The 21,078-nt window shown below is 57.7% G+C and carries 18 protein-coding genes; all 18 read left to right on the top strand.

Annotated features, from left to right (window positions below):
• Positions 1–130: 130 nt before the first annotated feature.
• The 18 genes from rpsB (at position 131) to tilS (ending at position 20,988) form a co-directional block, all read left to right on the top strand.
• Positions 131–868, top strand: coding sequence for a 30S ribosomal protein S2 (gene rpsB / locus KRR23_RS01425; RefSeq protein ID WP_003219330.1), 738 nt, complete (start codon positions 131–133; stop codon positions 866–868).
• Positions 869–1,072: 204 nt separating this feature from the next.
• Positions 1,073–1,936: a translation elongation factor Ts gene (tsf, locus tag KRR23_RS01420; protein WP_216741338.1), complete on the top strand. Its 864-nt coding sequence runs from the start codon at positions 1,073–1,075 to the stop codon at positions 1,934–1,936.
• A gap of 210 nt (positions 1,937–2,146) precedes the next feature.
• Entirely contained in the window at positions 2,147–2,890 is a 744-nt protein-coding gene (pyrH, locus tag KRR23_RS01415; protein WP_011059526.1) for a UMP kinase, read from the top strand.
• The gene (frr, locus tag KRR23_RS01410) at positions 2,887–3,444 is read left to right on the top strand and encodes a ribosome recycling factor (protein ID WP_019692087.1); all 558 of its coding nucleotides are present in this window, start codon (positions 2,887–2,889) and stop codon (positions 3,442–3,444) included. Before pyrH ends, frr begins: the two co-directional genes overlap by 4 nt.
• A gap of 17 nt (positions 3,445–3,461) precedes the next feature.
• Complete coding sequence (uppS, locus tag KRR23_RS01405; RefSeq protein ID WP_054595911.1) at positions 3,462–4,217, top strand: polyprenyl diphosphate synthase; 756 nt, start codon at positions 3,462–3,464, stop codon at positions 4,215–4,217.
• Entirely contained in the window at positions 4,217–5,023 is an 807-nt protein-coding gene (locus KRR23_RS01400; RefSeq protein ID WP_103315516.1) for a phosphatidate cytidylyltransferase, read from the top strand. The genes uppS and KRR23_RS01400 overlap by 1 nt, the downstream gene beginning before the upstream one ends.
• A complete protein-coding gene (gene ispC / locus KRR23_RS01395; RefSeq protein WP_216741040.1) occupies positions 5,020–6,210 on the top strand; it encodes a 1-deoxy-D-xylulose-5-phosphate reductoisomerase in 1,191 nt (396 codons plus the stop codon). The genes KRR23_RS01400 and ispC overlap by 4 nt, the downstream gene beginning before the upstream one ends.
• A 54-nt stretch (positions 6,211–6,264) precedes the next feature.
• Positions 6,265–7,617: a sigma E protease regulator RseP gene (gene rseP, locus KRR23_RS01390; protein WP_216741039.1), complete on the top strand. Its 1,353-nt coding sequence runs from the start codon at positions 6,265–6,267 to the stop codon at positions 7,615–7,617.
• Between the two features lie 74 nt (positions 7,618–7,691).
• Positions 7,692–10,070: an outer membrane protein assembly factor BamA gene (gene bamA / locus KRR23_RS01385; protein ID WP_216741038.1), complete on the top strand. Its 2,379-nt coding sequence runs from the start codon at positions 7,692–7,694 to the stop codon at positions 10,068–10,070.
• A gap of 45 nt (positions 10,071–10,115) precedes the next feature.
• Positions 10,116–10,619, top strand: coding sequence for an OmpH family outer membrane protein (locus KRR23_RS01380; protein WP_019692093.1), 504 nt, complete (start codon positions 10,116–10,118; stop codon positions 10,617–10,619).
• 3 nt (positions 10,620–10,622) lie between these two features.
• Complete coding sequence (gene lpxD, locus KRR23_RS01375; protein ID WP_216741037.1) at positions 10,623–11,678, top strand: UDP-3-O-(3-hydroxymyristoyl)glucosamine N-acyltransferase; 1,056 nt, start codon at positions 10,623–10,625, stop codon at positions 11,676–11,678.
• 108 nt (positions 11,679–11,786) lie between these two features.
• Complete coding sequence (gene fabZ / locus KRR23_RS01370; RefSeq protein ID WP_007978374.1) at positions 11,787–12,227, top strand: 3-hydroxyacyl-ACP dehydratase FabZ; 441 nt, start codon at positions 11,787–11,789, stop codon at positions 12,225–12,227.
• Entirely contained in the window at positions 12,224–13,000 is a 777-nt protein-coding gene (gene lpxA, locus KRR23_RS01365) for an acyl-ACP--UDP-N-acetylglucosamine O-acyltransferase (protein ID WP_216741036.1), read from the top strand. Before fabZ ends, lpxA begins: the two co-directional genes overlap by 4 nt.
• A 2-nt stretch (positions 13,001–13,002) precedes the next feature.
• Entirely contained in the window at positions 13,003–14,136 is a 1,134-nt protein-coding gene (gene lpxB / locus KRR23_RS01360; RefSeq protein ID WP_216741035.1) for a lipid-A-disaccharide synthase, read from the top strand.
• A gap of 11 nt (positions 14,137–14,147) precedes the next feature.
• Positions 14,148–14,774 (top strand): ribonuclease HII, encoded by a 627-nt coding sequence (gene rnhB / locus KRR23_RS01355; RefSeq protein WP_216741337.1) that lies wholly within the window; start codon positions 14,148–14,150, stop codon positions 14,772–14,774.
• A gap of 76 nt (positions 14,775–14,850) precedes the next feature.
• On the top strand, positions 14,851–18,372 hold the full coding sequence (gene dnaE / locus KRR23_RS01350; protein WP_103315511.1) for a DNA polymerase III subunit alpha: 3,522 nt from the start codon (positions 14,851–14,853) through the stop codon (positions 18,370–18,372).
• 153 nt (positions 18,373–18,525) lie between these two features.
• Positions 18,526–19,473, top strand: a complete 948-nt coding sequence (locus tag KRR23_RS01345; RefSeq protein WP_019692099.1) for an acetyl-CoA carboxylase carboxyltransferase subunit alpha — start codon at positions 18,526–18,528, stop codon at positions 19,471–19,473.
• Positions 19,474–19,674: 201 nt separating this feature from the next.
• Positions 19,675–20,988 (top strand): tRNA lysidine(34) synthetase TilS, encoded by a 1,314-nt coding sequence (gene tilS, locus KRR23_RS01340; RefSeq protein WP_216741034.1) that lies wholly within the window; start codon positions 19,675–19,677, stop codon positions 20,986–20,988.
• Positions 20,989–21,078: the final 90 nt, after the last annotated feature.

Here is a 21,078-nt window from a genome sequence, read left to right as displayed (position 1 = left end):
TTTCCGGGTATACCCCGAAAAGCTTAAATCCACACACGTGTCGACACGATGACCTGGGTGCCTTCAGCTGATGCTGCTGGTTGGTCATTGGGATACGTGGAGGCCAAACCCGACTTATTAAGGAACTATCATGTCCCAAGTCAACATGCGCGATATGCTGAAGGCCGGTGTGCACTTCGGTCACCAGACCCGTTACTGGAACCCGAAAATGGGTAAGTACATTTTCGGCGCGCGTAACAAGATCCACATCATCAACCTTGAAAAAACCCTGCCAATGTTCAACGAAGCTCTGACTTTCGTAGAGCGTCTGGCCCAGGGCAAAAACAAGATTCTGTTCGTCGGCACCAAGCGTTCCGCTGGCAAGATCGTTGCTGAAGAAGCAGCACGTTGCGGTTCGCCGTACGTCGATCACCGCTGGTTGGGCGGCATGCTGACCAACTTCAAAACCATCCGTGCTTCCATCAAGCGTCTGCGTGACCTTGAAGTGCAAGCCGAAGACGGTACTTTCGCCAAGCTGACCAAGAAAGAGGCGCTGATGCGCACTCGCGACCTGGAAAAGCTCGATCGTTCCCTGGGTGGTATCAAGGACATGGGCGGTCTGCCTGACGCACTGTTCGTTATCGACGTTGATCACGAGCGCATCGCGATCACCGAAGCCAACAAGCTGGGCATCCCGGTTATCGGCGTAGTCGATACCAACAGTAGCCCGGAAGGCGTTGACTACATCATCCCAGGCAACGATGACGCAATCCGCGCTATCCAGCTGTACATGGGTTCGATGGCTGACGCTGTAATCCGCGGTCGCAACCACGTTGCTGGCGGCACCGAGCAGTTCGTTGAAGAAGCTCCGGTAGCAGCAGCTGAGTAATTGACGCATTGGCGTTGACTCAGTAAGCAAAAAGGGGGCTTGGCCCCCTTTTTGCCACCTCGAAAACCATTTGTTGGCGCCTGTTTTCAGGATGCCGCTACTGCATCTGTAATGTGCAGCAGCTAACAAGGGTGGTTCGGGAAGAATTGAACGCCCGTTCGATCGGGTGGAATGGTTGATAACCTATCCAAGAGGAATTTTGAAATGGCAGAGATTACTGCAGCGTTGGTCAAAGAACTGCGCGAGCGTACTGGCGAAGGCATGATGGACTGCAAGAAAGCCTTGACCAAGGCTGGCGGCGACATCGAAAAAGCCATTGATGACATGCGTGCTTCGGGCGCCATCAAGGCCGCCAAAAAAGCAGGCAACGTTGCTGCTGAAGGCGCGATCGCTCTGAAAGAAGACGGTAAATCCGCAGTCCTGCTGGAAGTGAACTCGCAGACTGACTTCCTGGCTCTGCAGGACGACTTCAAGGTATTTGTTGCTGCTAGCGTTGAAAAAGCGTTCGCCGACAAGATGACTACCGTTGAGCCTCTGATCGAAGCTCAAGAAGCTGCTCGCCTGGTATTGGTCGGCAAGGTTGGCGAAAACGTCAACATCCGTCGCCTGACTCGCGTTGAAGGTGATGTTGTTGGTGGTTACCTGCACGGCAACAAGATCGGTGTAGCTGTTGTTCTGAAGGGCGGCGACGTTGAGCTGGCCAAAGACATCGCTATGCACGTAGCGGCCAGCAATCCTGAGTTCCTGCTGCCATCGGAAGTTTCTGCCGAAGCTATCGAGCGCGAAAAAGCTGTGTTCCTGCAGCTGAACGAAGAAAAAATCAAAGGCAAGCCAGAAAACATTGTTGAGAACATGGTCAAAGGCCGTATCAGCAAGTTCTTGGCTGAAGCAAGTCTGGTTGAGCAGGCGTTCGTTAAGAACCCTGAAATCAAGGTTGGCGAACTGGCTAAGAAAGCCGGTGCTGAAATCGTTTCTTTCACTTACTTCAAAGTAGGCGAAGGCATCGAGAAGCCAGTCGACAACTTCGCTGAAGAAGTTGCTGCTCAACTGGCTGCTGCTAAGCAGTAAGACGGTTTTTTAACTGTCGCCCTGAAGAGGCTGCCCGCTTACGCGCGCAGCCTCTTTTCAGATGGGGAAGCCAATTTATTTGGTTTTCCGTCGGAACTGGCTTACAAAGCCGTGTTCTGATGGCGCTGTGACAGCGTCACGTTAGAGTGAACGCAGGCTGCAAACAGCCCGCAAAGAATTTTTTAAAATACGCCGCAGGAGAGATTCGCAATGGCTCAGCAGGGCAGTGGTTATCAGGCTCGCTATAAACGCATTCTACTCAAGCTTAGCGGCGAGGCCCTGATGGGCTCCGAAGAGTTCGGGATCGACCCCAAGGTTCTGGATCGCATGGCGCTGGAAGTCGGCCAACTGGTCGGTATCGGTGTTCAGGTCGGTCTGGTGATTGGTGGTGGTAATCTGTTCCGCGGCGCGGCACTGAGTGCGGCCGGTATGGATCGGGTGACTGGCGACCACATGGGCATGCTGGCCACTGTGATGAACGCCCTGGCCATGCGTGATGCGCTGGAGCGTGCGAATATCTCGGCCATCGTGATGTCGGCTATTTCGATGGTAGGCGTGACTGATCACTACGATCGCCGCAAAGCCATGCGTCACCTGAACTCCAAGGAAGTGGTCATTTTCGCTGCCGGTACCGGCAACCCGTTCTTCACCACGGACTCGGCAGCCTGCTTGCGTGCGATCGAGATCGATGCTGACGTTGTGTTGAAGGCGACCAAGGTTGATGGTGTGTACACCGCTGACCCATTCAAAGACCCGCATGCCGAGAAGTTCGATCATCTGACCTACGATGAAGTACTGGATCGCAAGCTGGGTGTGATGGATCTGACGGCTATTTGCCTGTGCCGCGACCACAAGATGCCGCTGCGCGTATTTAATATGAACAAGCCCGGCGCCCTGCTGAACATCGTACATGGCGGCGCTGAAGGAACCCTGATCGAGGAAGGCGAACAATGATCAACGAAATCAAGAAAGACGCTCAAGAGCGCATGACCAAATCCCTGGAGTCCCTGGCCCACGCTTTTGGTCAGATTCGTACAGGCAAGGCGCACCCAAGTATCCTGGGCAGTGTGATGGTGCCTTATTACGGTTCGGATACACCTTTGAGCAGTGTGGCCAACGTCACCGTGAAGGACTCCCGGACCCTGCAAGTCGTGGCTTTCGAGCGCAACATGCTCGCAGCGGTCGACAAGGCGATCCAGAGTGCTGGCCTGAACCTCAACCCGACGAACCTGGGTGAGTTGCTGCTGATCTCTATGCCGGCCTTGACCGAGGAGACCCGCAAGGGCTTTACCAAGCAAGCGCGCAGCGCAGCCGAAGATGCTCGTGTCGCGGTGCGTAATATTCGCCGTGATGCTCTGGGCGACCTGAAGAAGCTGGTCAAGGATAAGGAAATCAGCGAAGACGAAGAGCGTCGCGCGAGTGCCGATATCGACAAGTTGATCAAAGACTTCGAGGCTCAGATCAATAAGCTCACTGAAGACAAAGAAAAGGACCTGATGGCCGTATAAGGGGTCAGGACGCCTTCATGGAAAAGACCAAGCAGCCAGTGCTGTCCTCGGTGCCGCGCCACGTCGCGATCATCATGGACGGTAATAATCGCTGGGCAAAAAAACGTTTCTTGCCCGGTGTTGCCGGGCACAAGGCTGGCGTCGATGCTGTGCGCGCGGTTATTGAGGTGTGCGCTGAGGCCGGGGTTGAAGTACTGACCCTGTTCGCCTTCTCCAGTGAAAACTGGCAGCGTCCGGCCGATGAAGTCAGCGCCTTGATGGATTTGTTTTTCAAGGCGTTGCGTCGCGAGGCCAAGCGCCTCAACGACAACAACATCACGTTGCGTATTATCGGCGATCGTTCGCGCTTTCATCCCGAGCTTCAGGCCGCCATGCGTGAGGCGGAGGCAATGACCGTCGGCGCCAATCGTTTTGTCCTGCAGATCGCGGCCAACTACGGCGGCCAATGGGATATCGCCCAGGCAGCCCAGCGTCTGGCGCGAGAGGTTCAGGCCGGGCATTTACGTCCGGACGACATCACTCCTCAATTGCTGCAAACCTGTCTGGCTACCGGTGATCTGCCGTTGCCGGATTTGTGCATTCGTACCGGGGGCGAGCATCGCATCAGCAACTTCCTGCTGTGGCAATTGGCGTACTCCGAGCTGTATTTCTCCGACCTGTTCTGGCCGGACTTCAAACACGAAGCCATGCGTAACGCATTGGCCGATTTCGCTTCTCGCCAGCGTCGCTTCGGTAAAACGAGTGAGCAGGTCGAGGCTGGAGCCCGGGTTTAATGCTTAAACAACGAATCATCACTGCGCTGATCCTGCTGCCGATCGCCCTGTGCGGATTTTTTCTGCTCGAGGGCTCCGGTTTTGCGCTGTTTATCGGCCTGGTCGTGACTCTTGGTGCCTGGGAATGGGCGCGTCTGGCAGGTTTCACTGCACAACCGATGCGTGTCGCTTATGCCGCGGTGGTCGCGGCGATGCTGTTTGTCATGCATGTGCTGCCGGGGCTTTCACCCTGGGTGCTGGGTGCTGCCGTGCTCTGGTGGGCGGTGGCAACCTATCTGGTGCTGACCTATCCCAAGACCAGTGAGCATTGGGCCAGTGCGGCCTGCAAGCTGGTTATCGGCCTGCTGATCCTGTTGCCGGCCTGGCAAGGTTTGATCCTGATCAAGCAAGAGCCGCTGGGTAACTGGTTGATCATGGCGGTGATGGTATTGGTCTGGGGCGCAGATATTGGCGCTTACTTTTCCGGTCGGGCATTCGGCAAGCGCAAGCTTGCTCCGCAGGTCAGTCCTGGCAAGAGCTGGGAAGGCGTGTACGGCGGCTTGTTGCTGAGCCTGGTGATTACCGCCATCGTTGGTCTGGTGCGTGACTGGACAGTTGGCGAGATGCTGAAAGGTTTGATCGGTGCGGCGATTATCGTGTTTATCTCGGTGGTCGGCGATTTGACCGAAAGTATGTTCAAGCGCCAGTCGGGTATCAAGGACAGCAGTAATCTGCTGCCGGGTCATGGCGGCATTCTGGATCGTATCGACAGTCTGACTGCGGCGATTCCGGTGTTTGCAGTATTGCTGTGGATGGCTGCATCGTGAGCCGCCCACAACAGATCACTGTCCTGGGGGCGACCGGTTCTATTGGCCTGAGCACCCTTGATGTCATCGCGCGTCATCCCGAGCGCTATCAAGTCTTTGCCTTGAGCGGCTTCTCTCGCCTGAGTGAGCTGTTGGCCTTGTGCGTCCGCCATGTGCCGCGCTTTGCTGTTGTGCCGGAGCCCGTGGCTGCCCGGCGTCTGCAAGATGATTTGCGGGCTGCGGGCCTTTCTACGCGCGTGCTGGTGGGGGAGGAGGGGCTGTGTCAGGTCGCTTCCGACGCTGAAGTCGATGCGGTGATGGCGGCGATTGTCGGTGCGGCGGGATTGCGTCCGACGCTGGCGGCGGTGGAGGCGGGCAAGAAGATTCTGCTGGCCAACAAGGAAGCGCTGGTGATGTCCGGCGCTCTGTTCATGCAGGCCGTGCACAAGAGCGGGTCGGTGCTGCTGCCGATCGACAGCGAGCACAATGCGATCTTTCAGTGCATGCCCACAGATTTTTCTCGTGGGCTCGGCGCTGTAGGTGTTCGACGGATTTTACTGACAGCTTCTGGCGGTCCGTTCCGGCAGACATCCATGGCTGAGTTGGCGCATGTTACGCCAGAGCAGGCATGTGCCCATCCCAATTGGTCGATGGGGCGCAAGATTTCGGTCGATTCGGCCAGCATGATGAACAAAGGCCTGGAGCTGATCGAGGCCTGTTGGCTGTTTGATGCCAAGCCGTCACAGGTTGAGGTGGTGATTCATCCGCAAAGCGTGATTCATTCGCTGGTCGACTACGTTGATGGTTCGGTATTGGCGCAGTTGGGTAATCCGGATATGCGGACGCCGATCGCCAACGCGCTGGCATGGCCTGAGCGCATCGACTCCGGGGTTGCGCCGCTGGATCTGTTTGCAATCGCGCGTCTGGACTTCCAGGCGCCCGACGAAGAGCGTTTCCCGTGCTTGCGTCTGGCGCGCCAGGCAGCCGAGGCCGGGAACAGTGCTCCGGCCATGCTGAACGCCGCGAATGAGGTGGCAGTTGCAGCCTTTCTCGATGGACGTGTCCGTTACCTGGAGATCGCGAGTATCATCGAAGAGGTGTTAAACCTCGAACCTGTGGTTTCGGTCGATGATCTCGATGCGGTTTTCACTGCGGACGCGAAAGCGCGTGTCCTGGCCGAGCGTTGGTTGAGTCGTCACGGGCGATAGGTGTTGCGGCGGGTTTGCCCACGGCAGCACTGAATAGGATTGCGGAGAAAGTAGATGAGCGCGCTCTATATGATTGTCGGCACCCTGGTAGCTTTGGGCGTGCTGGTCACCTTCCATGAATTTGGCCATTTCTGGGTCGCGCGTCGCTGTGGCGTCAAGGTTCTGCGTTTCTCCGTGGGCTTCGGCCTGCCATTGTTGCGCTGGCATGACCGGCGCGGCACCGAGTTCGTGATCGCTGCCATCCCTTTGGGTGGTTACGTGAAGATGCTTGATGAGCGTGAAGGCGAAGTGTCGGCTGACCAGCTTGATCAGGCCTTCAATCGCAAATCCGTTCGTCAGCGCATTGCCATCGTAGCTGCCGGGCCTATCGCCAACTTTTTGTTGGCATTGGCGTTTTTCTGGGTGCTGGCGATGCTTGGCACCGAGCAGGTGCGTCCTGTCATCGGAGCCGTTGAAGTCGGCAGCATGGCTGCCAAGGCCGGTTTGAGTCCAGGGCAGGAAATCGTCGCCATCGATGGTGAGCCGACTTCGGGTTGGGCAGCGGTGAATCTGCAACTGGTCCGACGTCTTGGTGAAAGTGGTTCGTTGCAATTGCTGGTGCGCGAACAGGGCTCTACCGCCGATTCGCCGCGCGAGCTGGTCCTGGATCACTGGCTCAAGGGGGCCGATGAGCCGGACCCGATTCGTTCGTTGGGTATCCGTCCTTGGCGTCCGGCATTGCCGCCCGTGTTGGCTGAGCTGGACCCTAAGGGGCCGGCGCAGGCAGCAGGCCTGAAGACCGGTGACCGTCTGCTGGCGCTCGATGGCCAGGCGCTGACCGATTGGCAGCAAGTGGTCGATTGGGTGCGTGTGCGTCCTGATACCAAAATTGTGCTGCATATCGAACGTGACGGTGCTCAAATCGACGTCCCGGTTACCTTGGCAACTCGCGACAAGGCGAAAGTAGCCAGTGGTTATCTGGGGACAGGGGTGAAGGCTATCGATTGGCCACCAGAGATGATTCGCGAGGTCAGCTACGGTCCCGTGGCCGCGATTGGCGAAGGTGCTCGACGCACCTGGACCATGAGTGTGCTGACCCTTGATTCACTAAAGAAAATGTTGTTCGGCGAGCTCTCGGTAAAAAACTTGAGTGGACCGATAACCATTGCTAAAGTGGCGGGCGCTTCTGCCCAGTCGGGTGTCGCTGATTTCCTGAATTTCCTGGCTTATCTGAGTATTAGCTTGGGTGTTCTGAATTTGCTGCCCATTCCTGTACTGGATGGGGGGCATCTGTTGTTTTATCTGATCGAGTGGGCGCGTGGTCGTCCCTTGTCGGATCGGGTGCAGAGTTGGGGGATACAGATCGGTATCAGTTTGGTGATCGGGGTGATGTTGCTTGCTCTGGTCAACGATCTGGGTCGACTGTAACGCTTCGCTGAATTGCGAATCTGCCGCATTTTGCGGCAGTTTGTTTATTGCCAGTTGGAATAAGAAAGGACTTCATGAAACGTCTGCTGCTAACTGCGGTTCTCACCGTATTGATGATCGCCGAAGTTCACGCCGAGTCCTTCACTATCTCCGATATTCGTATCAATGGCCTCCAGCGGGTATCCGCGGGTAGCGTCTTTGGTGCCTTGCCGTTGAACGTCGGTGAACAGGCGGATGATCGTCGCCTGGTGGAATCCACTCGTGCGCTGTTCAAAACCGGTTTCTTTCAAGATATCCAGCTGGGCCGCGATGGCAATGTCCTGGTCATTACTGTAGTCGAGCGCCCGTCGGTCGCCAGTATCGAGATCGAAGGCAACAAGGCGATCTCCACTGAAGACCTGATGAAAGGCCTTAAACAATCCGGTCTGGCCGAAGGCGAGATCTTCCAGCGTGCGACGCTTGAAGGCGTGCGTAACGAGCTGCAGCGCCAGTACGTCGCTCAAGGCCGCTACTCGGCCACCGTTGACACTGAAGTTGTTCCTCAGCCGCGCAACCGCGTTGGCTTGAAGGTCAATATCAACGAAGGCACTGTCGCGGCTATCCAGCACATCAACGTGGTGGGTAACACGGTTTTCCCTGACGAAGACCTGATCGACCTGTTCGAACTCAAGACCAGCAACTGGTTGTCGTTCTTCAAGAACGATGACAAGTATGCTCGTGAAAAACTTTCCGGTGACCTGGAACGTCTGCGTTCCTACTACCTGGACCGTGGCTATATCAACATGGATATCGCTTCGACCCAGGTTTCGATCACTCCGGACAAAAAGCACGTCTATATCACCGTCAACATCAACGAAGGTCAGAAGTACAACGTTCGTGACGTGAAGCTCAGCGGAGACCTGAAGGTCCCTGAAGACCAGGTCAAGGCGCTGCTGCTGGTGCAAAAAGGTCAGGTGTTCTCGCGTAAGCTGATGACCACGACTTCTGAGTTGATCACCCGTCGCCTGGGGAACGAGGGCTACACCTTCGCCAACGTCAACGGCGTACCGACTCCGCATGACGACGATCACACCGTTGATATCACCTTTGTGGTCGATCCGGGCAAGCGTGCCTACGTAAACCGTATCAACTTCCGCGGCAACACCAAGTCGGAAGACGAAGTGCTCCGTCGTGAAATGCGCCAGATGGAAGGTGGCTGGGCTTCGACCTACCTGATCGACCAGTCCAAGACCCGTCTGGAACGTCTGGGCTTCTTCAAGGAGGTCAACGTCGAGACTCCGGCTGTACCGGGCGTCGATGACCAGGTTGATGTGAACTACGCCGTTGAAGAGCAACCCTCCGGTTCGATTACCGCCAGCGTTGGTTTTGCTCAGAGCGCCGGGTTGATCCTGGGTGGTTCGATTACCCAGAACAACTTCCTGGGTACCGGTAACAAGGTCAGCATCGGCTTGACCCGTAGCCAATACCAGAGCCGTTATAACTTCGGTTATGTCGACCCGTACTGGACAGCCGATGGCGTGAGCCTGGGTTACAACGCCTTCTATCGCACCACTGACTACAAAAACCTCGACGTCAACGTATCGAGCTATGCGGTAGACAGCTTGGGCGCGGGCGTCAACGTCGGTTATCCGATCAGTGAAACTTCGCGTTTGACCTTTGGTCTGACGGCGCAGCAAGACAAGATCAAGACCGGTCAGTACACCGTTGACGAGATTTTTGACTTCGTTAACCGTGAAGGCAACCAGTTCCTGAACTTCAAGGCTTCGGCCGGCTGGTCTGAATCGACCCTGAACAAAGGCGTGCTGGCGACTCGTGGTCATTCCCAGAGCTTGACGATGGAAGCGACGACACCAGGTAGCGACCTGTCTTTCTTCAAGCTAGATTACCGTGGCCAGCTGTTCCAGCCATTGACCGAAAACTACACCATGCGTCTGCATACAGAGCTGGGCTATGGTGATGGTTACGGTTCGACGAATGGCCTGCCGTTCTACGAGAACTACTACGCGGGTGGTTTCAACTCGGTTCGCGGCTTCAAGGACAGCACCCTGGGTCCTCGCAGTACGCCAAGCCGTGGCATTAACCCGGGAACCGCCGTCGACCCGGACCAGGATCCGCTGCCGTTTGGTGGTAACGTCCTGATCCAAGGCGGTGTAGAGGTTCTGTTCCCTCTGCCGTTCGTGAAGGATCAGCGTTCCTTGCGTACATCGGTATTCTGGGACGTGGGTAACGTGTTCGACTCGAGCTGCACGCAGAGTACTAACGCCGATGGTTCGAAGTCCAAAACACTGTGCAATGACATCAGTCTGGCCAATATGGCCAGTTCGGTGGGCGTTGGTGTGACATGGGTTACCGCCCTTGGTCCGTTGAGCTTTGCCTTGGCAATGCCGGTCAAGAAACCGGACAGCAATGCGGAGACTCAGGTGTTCCAATTCTCCCTCGGTCAGACTTTCTAATAGCCTGATCCAAGATAACGACAATGGATTTTGTAGGAGTGCATCGTGCGTAAGTTGACTCAATTGGTTCTCCTGGCAACTGTCCTGGTAGCAACCCCGGCATTTGCCGAAATGAAAATCGCGGTACTGAACTATCAAATGGCTCTGCTGGAATCTGACGCGGCGAAGAAGTACGCCGTGGATGCCGAGAAGAAATTCGGGCCGCAGTTGACCAAGCTCAAAACCCTGGAAAGCAGTGCCAAAGGCATTCAGGATCGTCTGGTAAGCGGTGGCGACAAGATGGCCCAGGGCGAGCGTGAGCGTCTTGAGCTTGAATTCAAGCAAAAGGCCCGTGACTTCCAGTTCCAGTCCAAAGAGCTGAACGAAGCCAAAGCCGTTGCTGACCGTGAAATGCTGAAGCAGCTCAAGCCGAAACTGGACAGCGCTGTGGAAGAAGTCATCAAGAAAGGTGCTTTTGACCTGGTCTTCGAGCGTGGCGCAGTGATTGATGTCAAGCCTCAGTACGACATCACTCGCCAGGTTATCGAGCGCATGAATCAGCTGAAGTAATCCATGACAGCGACTATAAAGCTCGGTCAATTGGCCGAGTTCCTCGGGGCCACTCTCCGTGGCTCCGCGGAGAAAGAAATCACTGGGCTAGCCACCTTGCAGGAGGCTGGCCCAGCTCAGTTGAGCTTTCTGGCAAACCCCCAATACCGTAAATATCTGGCTGACAGCCAGGCCGCAGCCGTGTTGCTGAAGGCCGCTGACGCAGAAGGTTTTGCCGGTGATGCGCTGGTTGTGCCTGATCCGTATGCGGCGTATGCCCGGGTTTCCCATCTGTTCGACCCCAAGCCCAAGGCTGCTGCCGGTATCCATCCGACAGCGGTGGTGGCAGCGGACGCAGTGGTTGATCCGGCTGCGAGCATTGGCGCGTTTGCCGTGATCGAAAGTGCTGCGCGAATTGCCGCCGGCGTGACGGTCGGTGCCCACTGCTTCGTCGGTGCGCGCAGCGAGATCGGTGAGGGTGGCTGGTTGGCCCCGCGTGTGACGCTGTACCACGACGTACGCATCGGCAAGCGCGTGGTGATTCAGTCCGGTGCCGTGCTCGGTGGTGAAGGCTTTGGTTTTGCCAACGAAAAAGGCATCTGGCAGAAGATCGCCCAGGTGGGTGGGGTATTGATCGGTGACGATGTGGAGATTGGCGTGAATACCGCCATCGACCGCGGCGCGCTGGCTGACACCATCATCGGCAATGGCGTGAAGCTCGATAACCAGATTCAGATCGCCCACAACGTGCAAGTCGGTGATCACACCGCCATGGCGGCGTGCGTGGGGATTTCCGGCAGCACCAAAATCGGCAAGCACTGCATGCTGGCGGGTGGTGTGGGGCTGGTCGGACACATTGATATTTGCGACAACGTATTCCTGACCGGGATGACCATGGTGACTCACTCGATTACCGAGCCGGGTTCCTATTCCTCCGGGACAGCTATGCAACCGGCTGCCGAGTGGCGCAAAAGCGCCGCACGTATCCGTCAACTCGATGATATCGCGCGACGTCTGCGACAGCTGGAAAAGCGTGTTGGGGACGTGACCCCTGACGGCAATGCTTCATCAGATGGCTGATACCATTTCCATATCAAGTGTGCACAGCCGTTAGACGGCCTCCTTGATTTGCTAGAGGAGTGTGCGTCAGTCGCGCGCTCCCAATCTTTACATAGGCTTCCCCCCGAAATGATGGACATCAACGAGATTCGCGAATACCTGCCTCACCGTTACCCGTTCCTGTTGGTGGACCGGGTAGTGGAGCTGGATGTTGAGGGCAAGCGCATTCGCGCCTACAAGAATGTCAGCATCAACGAGCCGTTCTTCAATGGTCACTTCCCGGCGCATCCAATCATGCCAGGCGTATTGATCATTGAAGCGATGGCTCAGGCTGCCGGGATCCTTGGTTTCAAAATGCTCGACGTCAAGCCTGCCGATGGCACGCTTTACTACTTCGTCGGCTCCGACAAGCTGCGTTTCCGCCAGCCGGTCCTGCCGGGTGATCAGTTGATTCTTGAAGCCAAGTTCATCAGCTGCAAGCGTCAGATCTGGAAGTTCGAATGCCAGGCTTCGGTCGATGGCAAGCCAGTCTGCTCTGCTGAAATCATCTGTGCGGAACGCAAACTATGAGTTTGATTGACCCTCGCGCAATCATCGATCCGACGGCCATCCTGGCCGACGACGTCGAGGTCGGCCCATGGTCGATCGTCGGCGCTGGTGTGGAAATCGGCGAGGGAACAGTGATTGGCCCGCACGTGATTCTCAAAGGGCCGACGCGTATTGGTAAGCACAACCGCATTTACCAGTTTTCCTCGGTAGGTGAGGACACGCCCGATTTGAAGTACAAGGGTGAAGAAACCCGTCTGGTGATCGGTGACCATAATGTCATCCGCGAAGGCGTGACGATTCACCGTGGCACCATTCAGGATCGTTCCGAAACGACCCTGGGTGATCACAACCTGATCATGGCCTATGCCCACATTGGTCATGACAGCGTTATCGGCAATCACTGCATCCTGGTCAACAACACCGCGTTGGCCGGTCATGTGCACGTCGACGACTGGGCGATCCTGTCCGGTTTTACCCTGGTTCATCAGTACTGCCATATTGGCGCCCACAGCTTTTCCGGCATGGGTACGGCCATTGGCAAAGACGTTCCGGCCTATGTCACGGTGTTCGGCAACCCTGCCGAAGCCCGCAGCATGAACTTCGAAGGCATGCGTCGCCGTGGTTTCAGCGAAGATGCGATCCATGCATTACGCCGTGCCTACAAAGTGGTTTATCGCCAGGGGCTGACCGTCGAACAAGCACTTGCCGAGTTGGCCGAGCCGTCGGAGCAGTTCCCGGAAGTCGCGGTGTTCCGTGACTCCATCCAGTCTTCGACTCGCGGCATCACTCGTTAATCATGGCCAATCTGCGTATTGCGCTGGTGGCGGGCGAGGCCTCCGGCGATATTCTGGGCGCAGGTCTGATGCGTGCGCTCAAGGCACAGCATCCTGCGGTTGAGTTCATCGGTGTCGGCGGTCCGCTGATGCAGGCTGAAGGCCTGACCTCTTACTTCCCGATGGAGCGTCTGGCGGTCATGGGCCTGGTCGAGGTGTTCGGCCGCTTGCGTGAGCTGTTGGCTCGTCGCAAAAAACTGATCGCGACCCTCATAGCCGAAAAGCCGGATGTTTTCATCGGCATCGACGCTCCGGATTTCACCCTTAACATCGAACTCAAACTGCGTCAGGCCGGGATCAAGACCGTGCATTACGTCAGCCCATCGGTTTGGGCGTGGCGTCAAAAGCGTGTGCTGAAGATTCGCGAAGGCTGCGATCTGATGCTCACGCTGTTCCCGTTTGAAGCCAAATTCTACGAAGAGAAAGGCGTGCCGGTGCGGTTTGTCGGTCACTCCCTGGCCGATGCAATCCCCCTTGAGGCTGACCGCTCGGCTGCGCGCGCCGAACTGGGATTGCCAGAAGGCGACCCGCTGGTTGCGCTGATGCCAGGCAGTCGGGGTGGGGAGGTTGGACGCCTGGGGGCCTTGTTCCTCGACACCGCCGAGCGTTTGCGGGCCATGCGCCCCGGTGTGCGGTTCGTCATGCCGTGCGCCAGCCCCGAGCGCCGTGTGCAGCTCGAAGAGCTGTTGGCGGGCCGCGATTTGCCGGTGACCTTGCTTGATGGCCGCTCCCATCAGGCGCTGGCCGCTTGCGACGCGGTGCTGATTGCTTCGGGAACGGCAACCCTGGAAGCGCTGTTGTACAAGCGGCCGATGGTCGTGGCTTACCGCTTGGCGCCGCTGACGTTCTGGATTCTCAAGCGCATGGTGAAAAGCCCTTACATCTCCTTGCCGAATTTGCTGGCCCAGCGTCTGCTGGTGCCCGAATTGCTGCAAGACGATGCGACCCCCGAGGCCTTGGCGCTGACGCTGTCGCCATTGATCGATGGCGGTGAAGAGCAAACCACCGGTTTTGACCAGATTCACCGGACCTTGCGTCGCGACGCCTCGAACCAGGCCGCAGATGCCGTCCTCAATCTGATCGGCAAATCTCAGTGAGTAACGTAAAGATGCAAATGGGTCTGGATTTTACCCTCGTCGCAGACGTCGAATATCTGGTCGCCGGTGTCGATGAGGTGGGTCGTGGCCCGCTTTGCGGCGCTGTGGTGACGGCGGCGGTGATCCTCGATCCGAACCGGCCGATTCTCGGGCTCAATGACTCGAAGAAGCTCACCGAAGCACGCCGTGAAAAGCTCTACGACGAAATCTGCGAGAAAGCCCTGAGCTGGTGCATCGCACGTGCCGAAGTCGAAGAAATCGATGAGCTGAATATTCTGCACGCCACCATGCTGGCCATGCAGCGTGCCGTCGAGGGTCTGCACATCACGCCGAAGCTGGCGATGATCGACGGCAACCGCTGCCCGAAGCTGGCCATGCCGGCTGAAGCGGTGGTTAAAGGCGATAGCAAGGTCCCGGCCATCGCAGCGGCATCGATTCTGGCGAAAGTCAGCCGTGATCGCGAAATGGCGGCATTCGAATTGATTTACCCGGGTTATGGCATCGGCGGCCACAAAGGCTACCCGACGCCCGTTCATCTGGAAGCCTTGGCCCGACTGGGGCCGACGCCGATTCACCGGCGTTCGTTCGCGCCGGTGCGCCTTGCTTATGAGGCCCGCGAGGGTTTGATCGAGAGCTAGTCTCAAGGCTGATGTTTTTGCCAAGGCCCGGTACAATCCGGGCCTTGTTGTCTTCACGTTTTCAGACAGGATCACTATGCCGGCTTCATTCGTTCACCTACGCCTGCACACTGAATACTCCCTGGTCGACGGTCTGGTGCGGATCAAACCGCTGGTCAAGACCCTGGTCGGCATGAACATGCCTGCCGTGGCGGTCACCGACCAGAACAACATGTGTTCCCTGGTCAAGTTCTACAAAAACGCCATGGGCGCCGGGATCAAGCCGATCTGTGGCGCCGACCTGTGGCTGTCGAACAAGGATCCTGACAATCCGCTGAGCCGGATCAGCTTCCTGGCGATGAACGCCGTTGGCTACCGCAACCTCACCGAGTTGATTTCGCGTGGCTTTATCGATGGCCAGCGCAATGGTCAGGTCATCATCGAGCGCGAGTGGGTGGCCGAGGCCAACGAAGGCTTGATCATGTTGTCGGCGGCCAAGGAGGGCGAGATTGGTATCGCCTTGCTCGGTGGCAATCCTGATGAGGCCGAGACTCTGGCCCGTGAGTGGATGGCCGTATTCCCGGATCGCTTCTATCTGGAAATCCAGCGCACCAACCGCCCCAACGACGAAGAACAGTTGCACGCCGCCGTGGCCCTGGCTGACAAGATCGGCGCACCGCTGGTGGCCACCAACGACGTGCGCTTCATCAAGCAGGAAGACTTCGCCGCTCACGAAACCCGCGTATGCATCGGTGAAGGGCGGGCGCTCGACGATCCGCGCCGCTCGAAGAACTACAGTGACCAGCAATACCTCAAAAGCGCCGAGGAAATGGCCGAGTTGTTCAGCGACTTGCCCGAAGCGCTGGAAAACACCGTCGAGATTGCCAAGCGCTGCAATATCGATGTGAAGCTCGGCAAGCACTTCTTGCCTAACTTTCCGATTCCCGATGGCATGACCATCGACGAGTATTTCCGCAAAGTCTCCTTTGACGGCCTGGAAGAGCGCTTGAGCGTTCTGCTGCCCAAGGACACGACCGAAGATTACGAGGCCAAGCGTCAGGTCTATGTCGACCGGTTGAATTTCGAGCTGGATATCATCATCCAGATGGGCTTCCCCGGTTACTTCCTGATCGTTATGGACTTTATCCAGTGGGCCAAGAACAACGGCGTACCGGTAGGTCCTGGCCGTGGGTCGGGTGCCGGGTCGCTGGTGGCCTATGTGCAGAAGATCACCGACCTCGACCCGCTGGAATATGACCTGCTGTTCGAACGTTTCCTGAACCCGGAACGGGTTTCCATGCCCGACTTCGACGTCGACTTCTGCATGGACGGTCGTGACCGGGTGATCGACTACGTGGCCGAGAAATACGGCCGTAACGCGGTAAGCCAGATCATCACGTTCGGTTCCATGGCCGCCAAGGCTGTGGTCCGTGACGTGGCGCGGGTGCAGGGCAAGTCCTACGGTTTGGCGGATCGTCTGTCGAAGATGATCCCCTTCGAAGTCGGCATGACCCTGGAAAAAGCCTACGAGCAGGAAGAAATCCTCCGCGACTTCATCAAGGTCGATGAAGAGGCCGCGGAAATCTGGGAGATGGCGCGCAAGCTTGAAGGCGTTGTACGTAACGTCGGCAAGCACGCCGGTGGTGTGGTGATCGCACCGACCAAGCTGACCGACTTCTCGCCGATCTATTGCGACGAAGAAGGTGGCGGCCTGGTAACCCAGTTCGACAAGGACGACGTCGAGGCGGCGGGTCTGGTGAAGTTCGACTTCCTGGGTCTGCGAACCCTGACCATCATCGACTGGGCGCTGAAAACCATTAACCGCGACCGCGCCAAGGTCAATGAGCCGCCGCTGGATATCGCGTTTATCCCGCTGGACGACAAACCGACGTACACGCTGCTGCAAAAAGCTGAAACCACCGCAGTGTTCCAGCTCGAGTCGCGCGGCATGAAAGAGCTGATCAAAAAGCTCAAGCCTGACTGCCTGGAAGACTTGATCGCACTCGTGGCGTTGTTCCGTCCGGGCCCGCTGCAATCGGGCATGGTGGACGACTTCATCAACCGTAAGCACGGTCGCGCCGAACTGGCGTACCCGCACTCGGATTACCAGTACGAAGGCCTCAAGCCGGTATTGGCGCCGACCTACGGCATCATCCTGTATCAGGAACAGGTGATGCAGATCGCTCAGGTCATGGCCGGGTACACCCTCGGTGGTGCGGACATGCTGCGTCGGGCCATGGGTAAGAAAAAACCCGAAGAAATGGCCAAGCAGCGCGGCGGTTTCATTGAAGGTTGCGCGACCAATAATATCGATGCCGACCTGGCCGGTAACATTTTCGACCTGGTGGAAAAATTCGCCGGTTACGGCTTCAACAAATCCCACTCCGCCGCCTACGGCCTGGTGTCGTACCAGACTGCCTGGCTGAAAGCCCACTACCCGGCGCCGTTCATGGCGGCGGTACTCTCGGCGGATATGCACAACACCGACAAGGTCGTGACCTTGATCGAAGAAGTGCGGACCATGAAGCTGCGCCTCGACGCGCCGGACGTGAACACCTCGGAGTTCAAGTTCACGGTGAACGACGAAGGCCGGATCATTTACGGTCTGGGGGCGATCAAGGGGGTTGGTGAGGGGCCGGTTGAAGCGATTACTGAAGCGCGCCTGGAAGGGCCATTCAAGGATCTGTTCGATTTCTGCGCCCGGGTCGACCTCAAGCGCATCAACAAACGGACCCTCGACGGGTTGATCCGCAGTGGTGCTCTGGACCGACTCGGTCCGTATTTCCACGACGAACCGAAAGCCTATCAGGCCAACATCGACCGCAATCGCGCAGTCTTGCTGACGGCCATGGAAGAAGCGATCAAGGCGGCCGAGCAGACTGCACGGACCCACGACAGTGGGCACGCGGACCTGTTTGGCGGCCTGTTTGTCGAAGCAGACGCCGACGTCTACGCCAATCACCGCAAGGCCAAGGAGCTGACGCTCAAGGAGCGCCTGAAGGGGGAGAAAGATACCCTGGGGCTGTACCTGACCGGTCACCCGATTGACGAATACGAAGGTGAAATCCGCCGCTTTGCCCGTCAGCGCATCATCGATTTGAAACCGGCGCGTGATACACAGACGGTCGCGGGCATGATCATTGCCTTGCGAGTGATGAAGAACAAAAAAGGCGACAAGATGGGTTTCATCACCCTCGACGACCGTTCGGGCCGGATCGAAGCGTCACTGTTTGCCGAGGCGTTCCATTCCGCGCAGTCGCTGTTGCAGACCGACGCGATGGTGGTGGTCGAAGGCGAAGTCAGCAATGACGACTTCTCCGGTGGCCTGCGCTTGCGGGTCAAGCGGGTGATGAGCATGGAGGACGCACGCACCAACCTGGCCGAAAGCCTGCGCTTGAAGGTCCAGACCCAAGACCTCAAAGGCGATCAGCTACGCTGGCTGGGTGAGTTGTTCAAGCGTCATCGTGGTGCGTGTCCGATTACCATGGAGTACACCAGTCCTGACGCCAAGGCCTTGTTGCAGTTCAGCGAGACCTGGCGAATCGATCCGGCGGATGCCTTGATTCAAGCCCTGCGTGACCAGTTCGGGCGAGACAACGTCTTCCTCCAATACCGTTGACGGTCAGGTGCCATTCTTTACCTTTGAAAGCTTGGCCTTGACCTTGACCCAATTTTTAATCTCGACCTGAACGCGCCTGTCCCTTAAGGTAGGGCGCGAATAGACAACCGGCCGGCCCAAGCTCTCTTGGACGTCGACCCAAGACGGACGCCTATGAACCCGAATTTTCTTGATTTCGAACAGCCGATCGCCGACCTGCAAGCCAAGATCGAAGAGTTGCGCTTGGTCGGTAATGACAATTCGCTGAATATCGGCGATGAAATCTCCCGCCTGCAGGACAAGAGCAGCACGCTCACCGAAGACATCTTCGGCAAGTTGACCAGCTGGCAGATCGCGCGTCTGGCGCGTCACCCACGTCGTCCGTACACCCTGGACTACATCGAGCACATCTTCACTGAGTTCGATGAATTGCACGGTGACCGTCACTTTTCCGACGACGCCGCGATTGTCGGTGGTGTTGCCCGTCTGGACGACCAGCCGGTGATGATCATCGGCCACCAGAAAGGCCGTGAAGTGCGCGAGAAGGTTCGCCGCAACTTCGGCATGCCGCGTCCTGAGGGCTACCGCAAGGCTTGCCGTCTGATGGAAATGGCCGAGCGTTTCAAAATGCCGATCCTGACCTTCATCGACACCCCGGGTGCATACCCTGGCATCGACGCTGAAGAGCGCAACCAGAGCGAAGCGATTGCCTGGAACCTGCGTGTCATGGCCCGCCTGAAAACCCCAATCATCGCCACCGTGATCGGTGAGGGTGGTTCCGGCGGTGCGCTGGCTATCGGCGTTTGCGACCAGCTGAACATGCTGCAGTACTCGACCTACGCGGTGATCTCGCCGGAAGGTTGCGCCTCGATCCTGTGGAAAACCGCCGAGAAAGCCCCGGATGCCGCTGAAGCCATGGGCATCACCGCCGAGCGCCTGAAAGGCCTGGGTATCGTTGATAAAGTGATCAGCGAGCCGCTGGGTGGCGCGCACCGTGATCCGGCCGCTGCTGCTGCCTCGATCCGTGCGGAACTGAGCTCGCAACTGGCGATGCTGAAGAAGTTCGACAACGACGCGCTGTTGGCCCGCCGTTACGAGCGCCTGATGAGCTACGGTCTCTGATCGAGCACAGCTCTCTGTAGGAGCGAGTCTTGTTGTGGTGAGGGGGCTTGCCCCCGTTGGACTACGAAGTAGTCCCAAATACAGTCGATGCGATCGAACGAATCGACCTTTTTGCGACGGCTACGCCGCCGAACGGGGGCAAGCCCCCTCACCACAAGTTCATCGCGAGCAAGCTTTGCTCCTACAGGTTTGGGGATGTTCATGAGTCTTTCAGCTGGACTTCTCAAACGCCTGGCTCCCTGGCGCACCGCGCCGACCTGGCGTGTCGCTTTCTCCGGTGGTCTCGACTCCACCGTTCTGCTGCACCTTCTTGCGCAACTCGCAAAAAAGCATTCCCTGCCTGAACTCAAAGCCATTCACATCCATCACGGCCTCCAGGCTGCGGCTGATGCGTGGCCGGAGCATTGTCAGTCGGTGTGTGACGCCCTGGGTGTGCCATTGGAGGTTATTCACGTTCGGGTTCAGCCTGGGGCGAGTATCGAGCGCGCGGCGCGTGAGGCGCGGTATGGCGCCTTTGTCGAGGCGACTCAAACCAATGAGCTGCTACTCACAGCGCAGCACCGGAACGATCAGGCGGAAACCCTCTTGTTCCGCCTATTGCGCGGGGCAGGGGTGAGAGGATTGTCGGCGATCCCGTCGCAGCGTCCTTTGGGTCGTGGTTTTTTGCTGCGGCCGTTGCTTGAGGTGTCGCGGGCTGAACTCGAAGCCTATGCAGTCGAGCATCAGTTGAGCTGGATCGAAGATCCGTCGAACGCCGATCAACAGTTTTCTCGTAATTACCTTCGCCAGCAGATTTTTCCAGCGCTCACTCAGCGATGGCCGCAGGCTGCGACCACCATCGCCCGCAGCGCCGCGCATTTGAGTGAAGCGCAGGGGCTGCTCGATGATTTGGCCGAGATAGATCTGGCGCCCGCCGCAACGGTCAGCGAACTCGATTGGCTGGGTGTGCCATCTCTGGAAATGACTGCGCTTGAAAAGCTTTCCGCTGCCCGCCAGCGCAATGCCCTCAGCCACTGGTTGGCGCCGCTAACGCGTATGCCGGACAGTGACCATTGGTCGGGTTGGGAAAATTTGCGCGATGCAGCGACGGATGCACGGCCGATCTGGCGCCTGGCTGATGGTGAATTGCATCGTGCGAGCGGGCGAATCTGGTGGTTGTCCGGCCATTGGCTGAACCTCCCCGAGCCGGCTCCGCTCTGGCCTGATCCGTCGGCGGAACTGCGGCTGCCGAACAACGGCCGTCTGACCTTCAGTGGGACCATCCCTGCCGGCGTATTAAGCGTGCGCTACCGGCAGGGCGGTGAAGTCATGCATTTGCCTGGGCGCGGGCATCGCGACCTCAAGCGTCTGCTCAATGAAAGCGGCCTGCCGCTGTTTGCCCGTGGCAGATTGCCGCTGCTCTACTGCAATGAACAATTGCTCGCAGTGGCAAACCTGCGCGGGCTCGACGGTAGCGCGGGGGGAAACTGTCTTTTGCGGTGGCAGCCAGCGATCAACGATCAAGGTTTGAGCTGAAAGGGGCTTTCCGGTAGACTACGCTCCCTTCTTGATACAACTTCTGTGGATTCAGCTGAATTGCAGGAGTTGCCGATTACCAAGCAGTCT

The sequence above is a fragment of the Pseudomonas sp. CVAP#3 genome (assembly GCF_018986375.1).
Lineage (GTDB): Bacteria > Pseudomonadota > Gammaproteobacteria > Pseudomonadales > Pseudomonadaceae > Aquipseudomonas > Aquipseudomonas helvetica.
The sequence above is the reverse complement of the archived record's forward strand: the minus strand, read 5'-3'. Positions and strand labels throughout refer to the sequence as shown.

Excerpts from the sequence above, each read along its gene's own strand:
- lpxD (WP_216741037.1), top strand. The coding sequence starts at position 10,623 with ATGACAGCGACTATAAAGCTCGGTCAATTGGCCGAGTTCCTCGGGGCC.
- lpxA (WP_216741036.1), top strand. The coding sequence starts at position 12,224 with ATGAGTTTGATTGACCCTCGCGCAATCATCGATCCGACGGCCATCCTG.
- dnaE (WP_103315511.1), top strand. The coding sequence starts at position 14,851 with ATGCCGGCTTCATTCGTTCACCTACGCCTGCACACTGAATACTCCCTG.
- uppS (WP_054595911.1), top strand. The coding sequence starts at position 3,462 with ATGGAAAAGACCAAGCAGCCAGTGCTGTCCTCGGTGCCGCGCCACGTC.
- rpsB (WP_003219330.1), top strand. The coding sequence starts at position 131 with ATGTCCCAAGTCAACATGCGCGATATGCTGAAGGCCGGTGTGCACTTC.
- frr (WP_019692087.1), top strand. The coding sequence starts at position 2,887 with ATGATCAACGAAATCAAGAAAGACGCTCAAGAGCGCATGACCAAATCC.
- fabZ (WP_007978374.1), top strand. The coding sequence starts at position 11,787 with ATGATGGACATCAACGAGATTCGCGAATACCTGCCTCACCGTTACCCG.
- tsf (WP_216741338.1), top strand. The coding sequence starts at position 1,073 with ATGGCAGAGATTACTGCAGCGTTGGTCAAAGAACTGCGCGAGCGTACT.
- pyrH (WP_011059526.1), top strand. The coding sequence starts at position 2,147 with ATGGCTCAGCAGGGCAGTGGTTATCAGGCTCGCTATAAACGCATTCTA.
- KRR23_RS01345 (WP_019692099.1), top strand. The coding sequence starts at position 18,526 with ATGAACCCGAATTTTCTTGATTTCGAACAGCCGATCGCCGACCTGCAA.
- rseP (WP_216741039.1), top strand. The coding sequence starts at position 6,265 with ATGAGCGCGCTCTATATGATTGTCGGCACCCTGGTAGCTTTGGGCGTG.
- lpxB (WP_216741035.1), top strand. The coding sequence starts at position 13,003 with ATGGCCAATCTGCGTATTGCGCTGGTGGCGGGCGAGGCCTCCGGCGAT.
- KRR23_RS01400 (WP_103315516.1), top strand. The coding sequence starts at position 4,217 with ATGCTTAAACAACGAATCATCACTGCGCTGATCCTGCTGCCGATCGCC.
- rnhB (WP_216741337.1), top strand. The coding sequence starts at position 14,148 with ATGCAAATGGGTCTGGATTTTACCCTCGTCGCAGACGTCGAATATCTG.
- tilS (WP_216741034.1), top strand. The coding sequence starts at position 19,675 with ATGAGTCTTTCAGCTGGACTTCTCAAACGCCTGGCTCCCTGGCGCACC.
- bamA (WP_216741038.1), top strand. The coding sequence starts at position 7,692 with ATGAAACGTCTGCTGCTAACTGCGGTTCTCACCGTATTGATGATCGCC.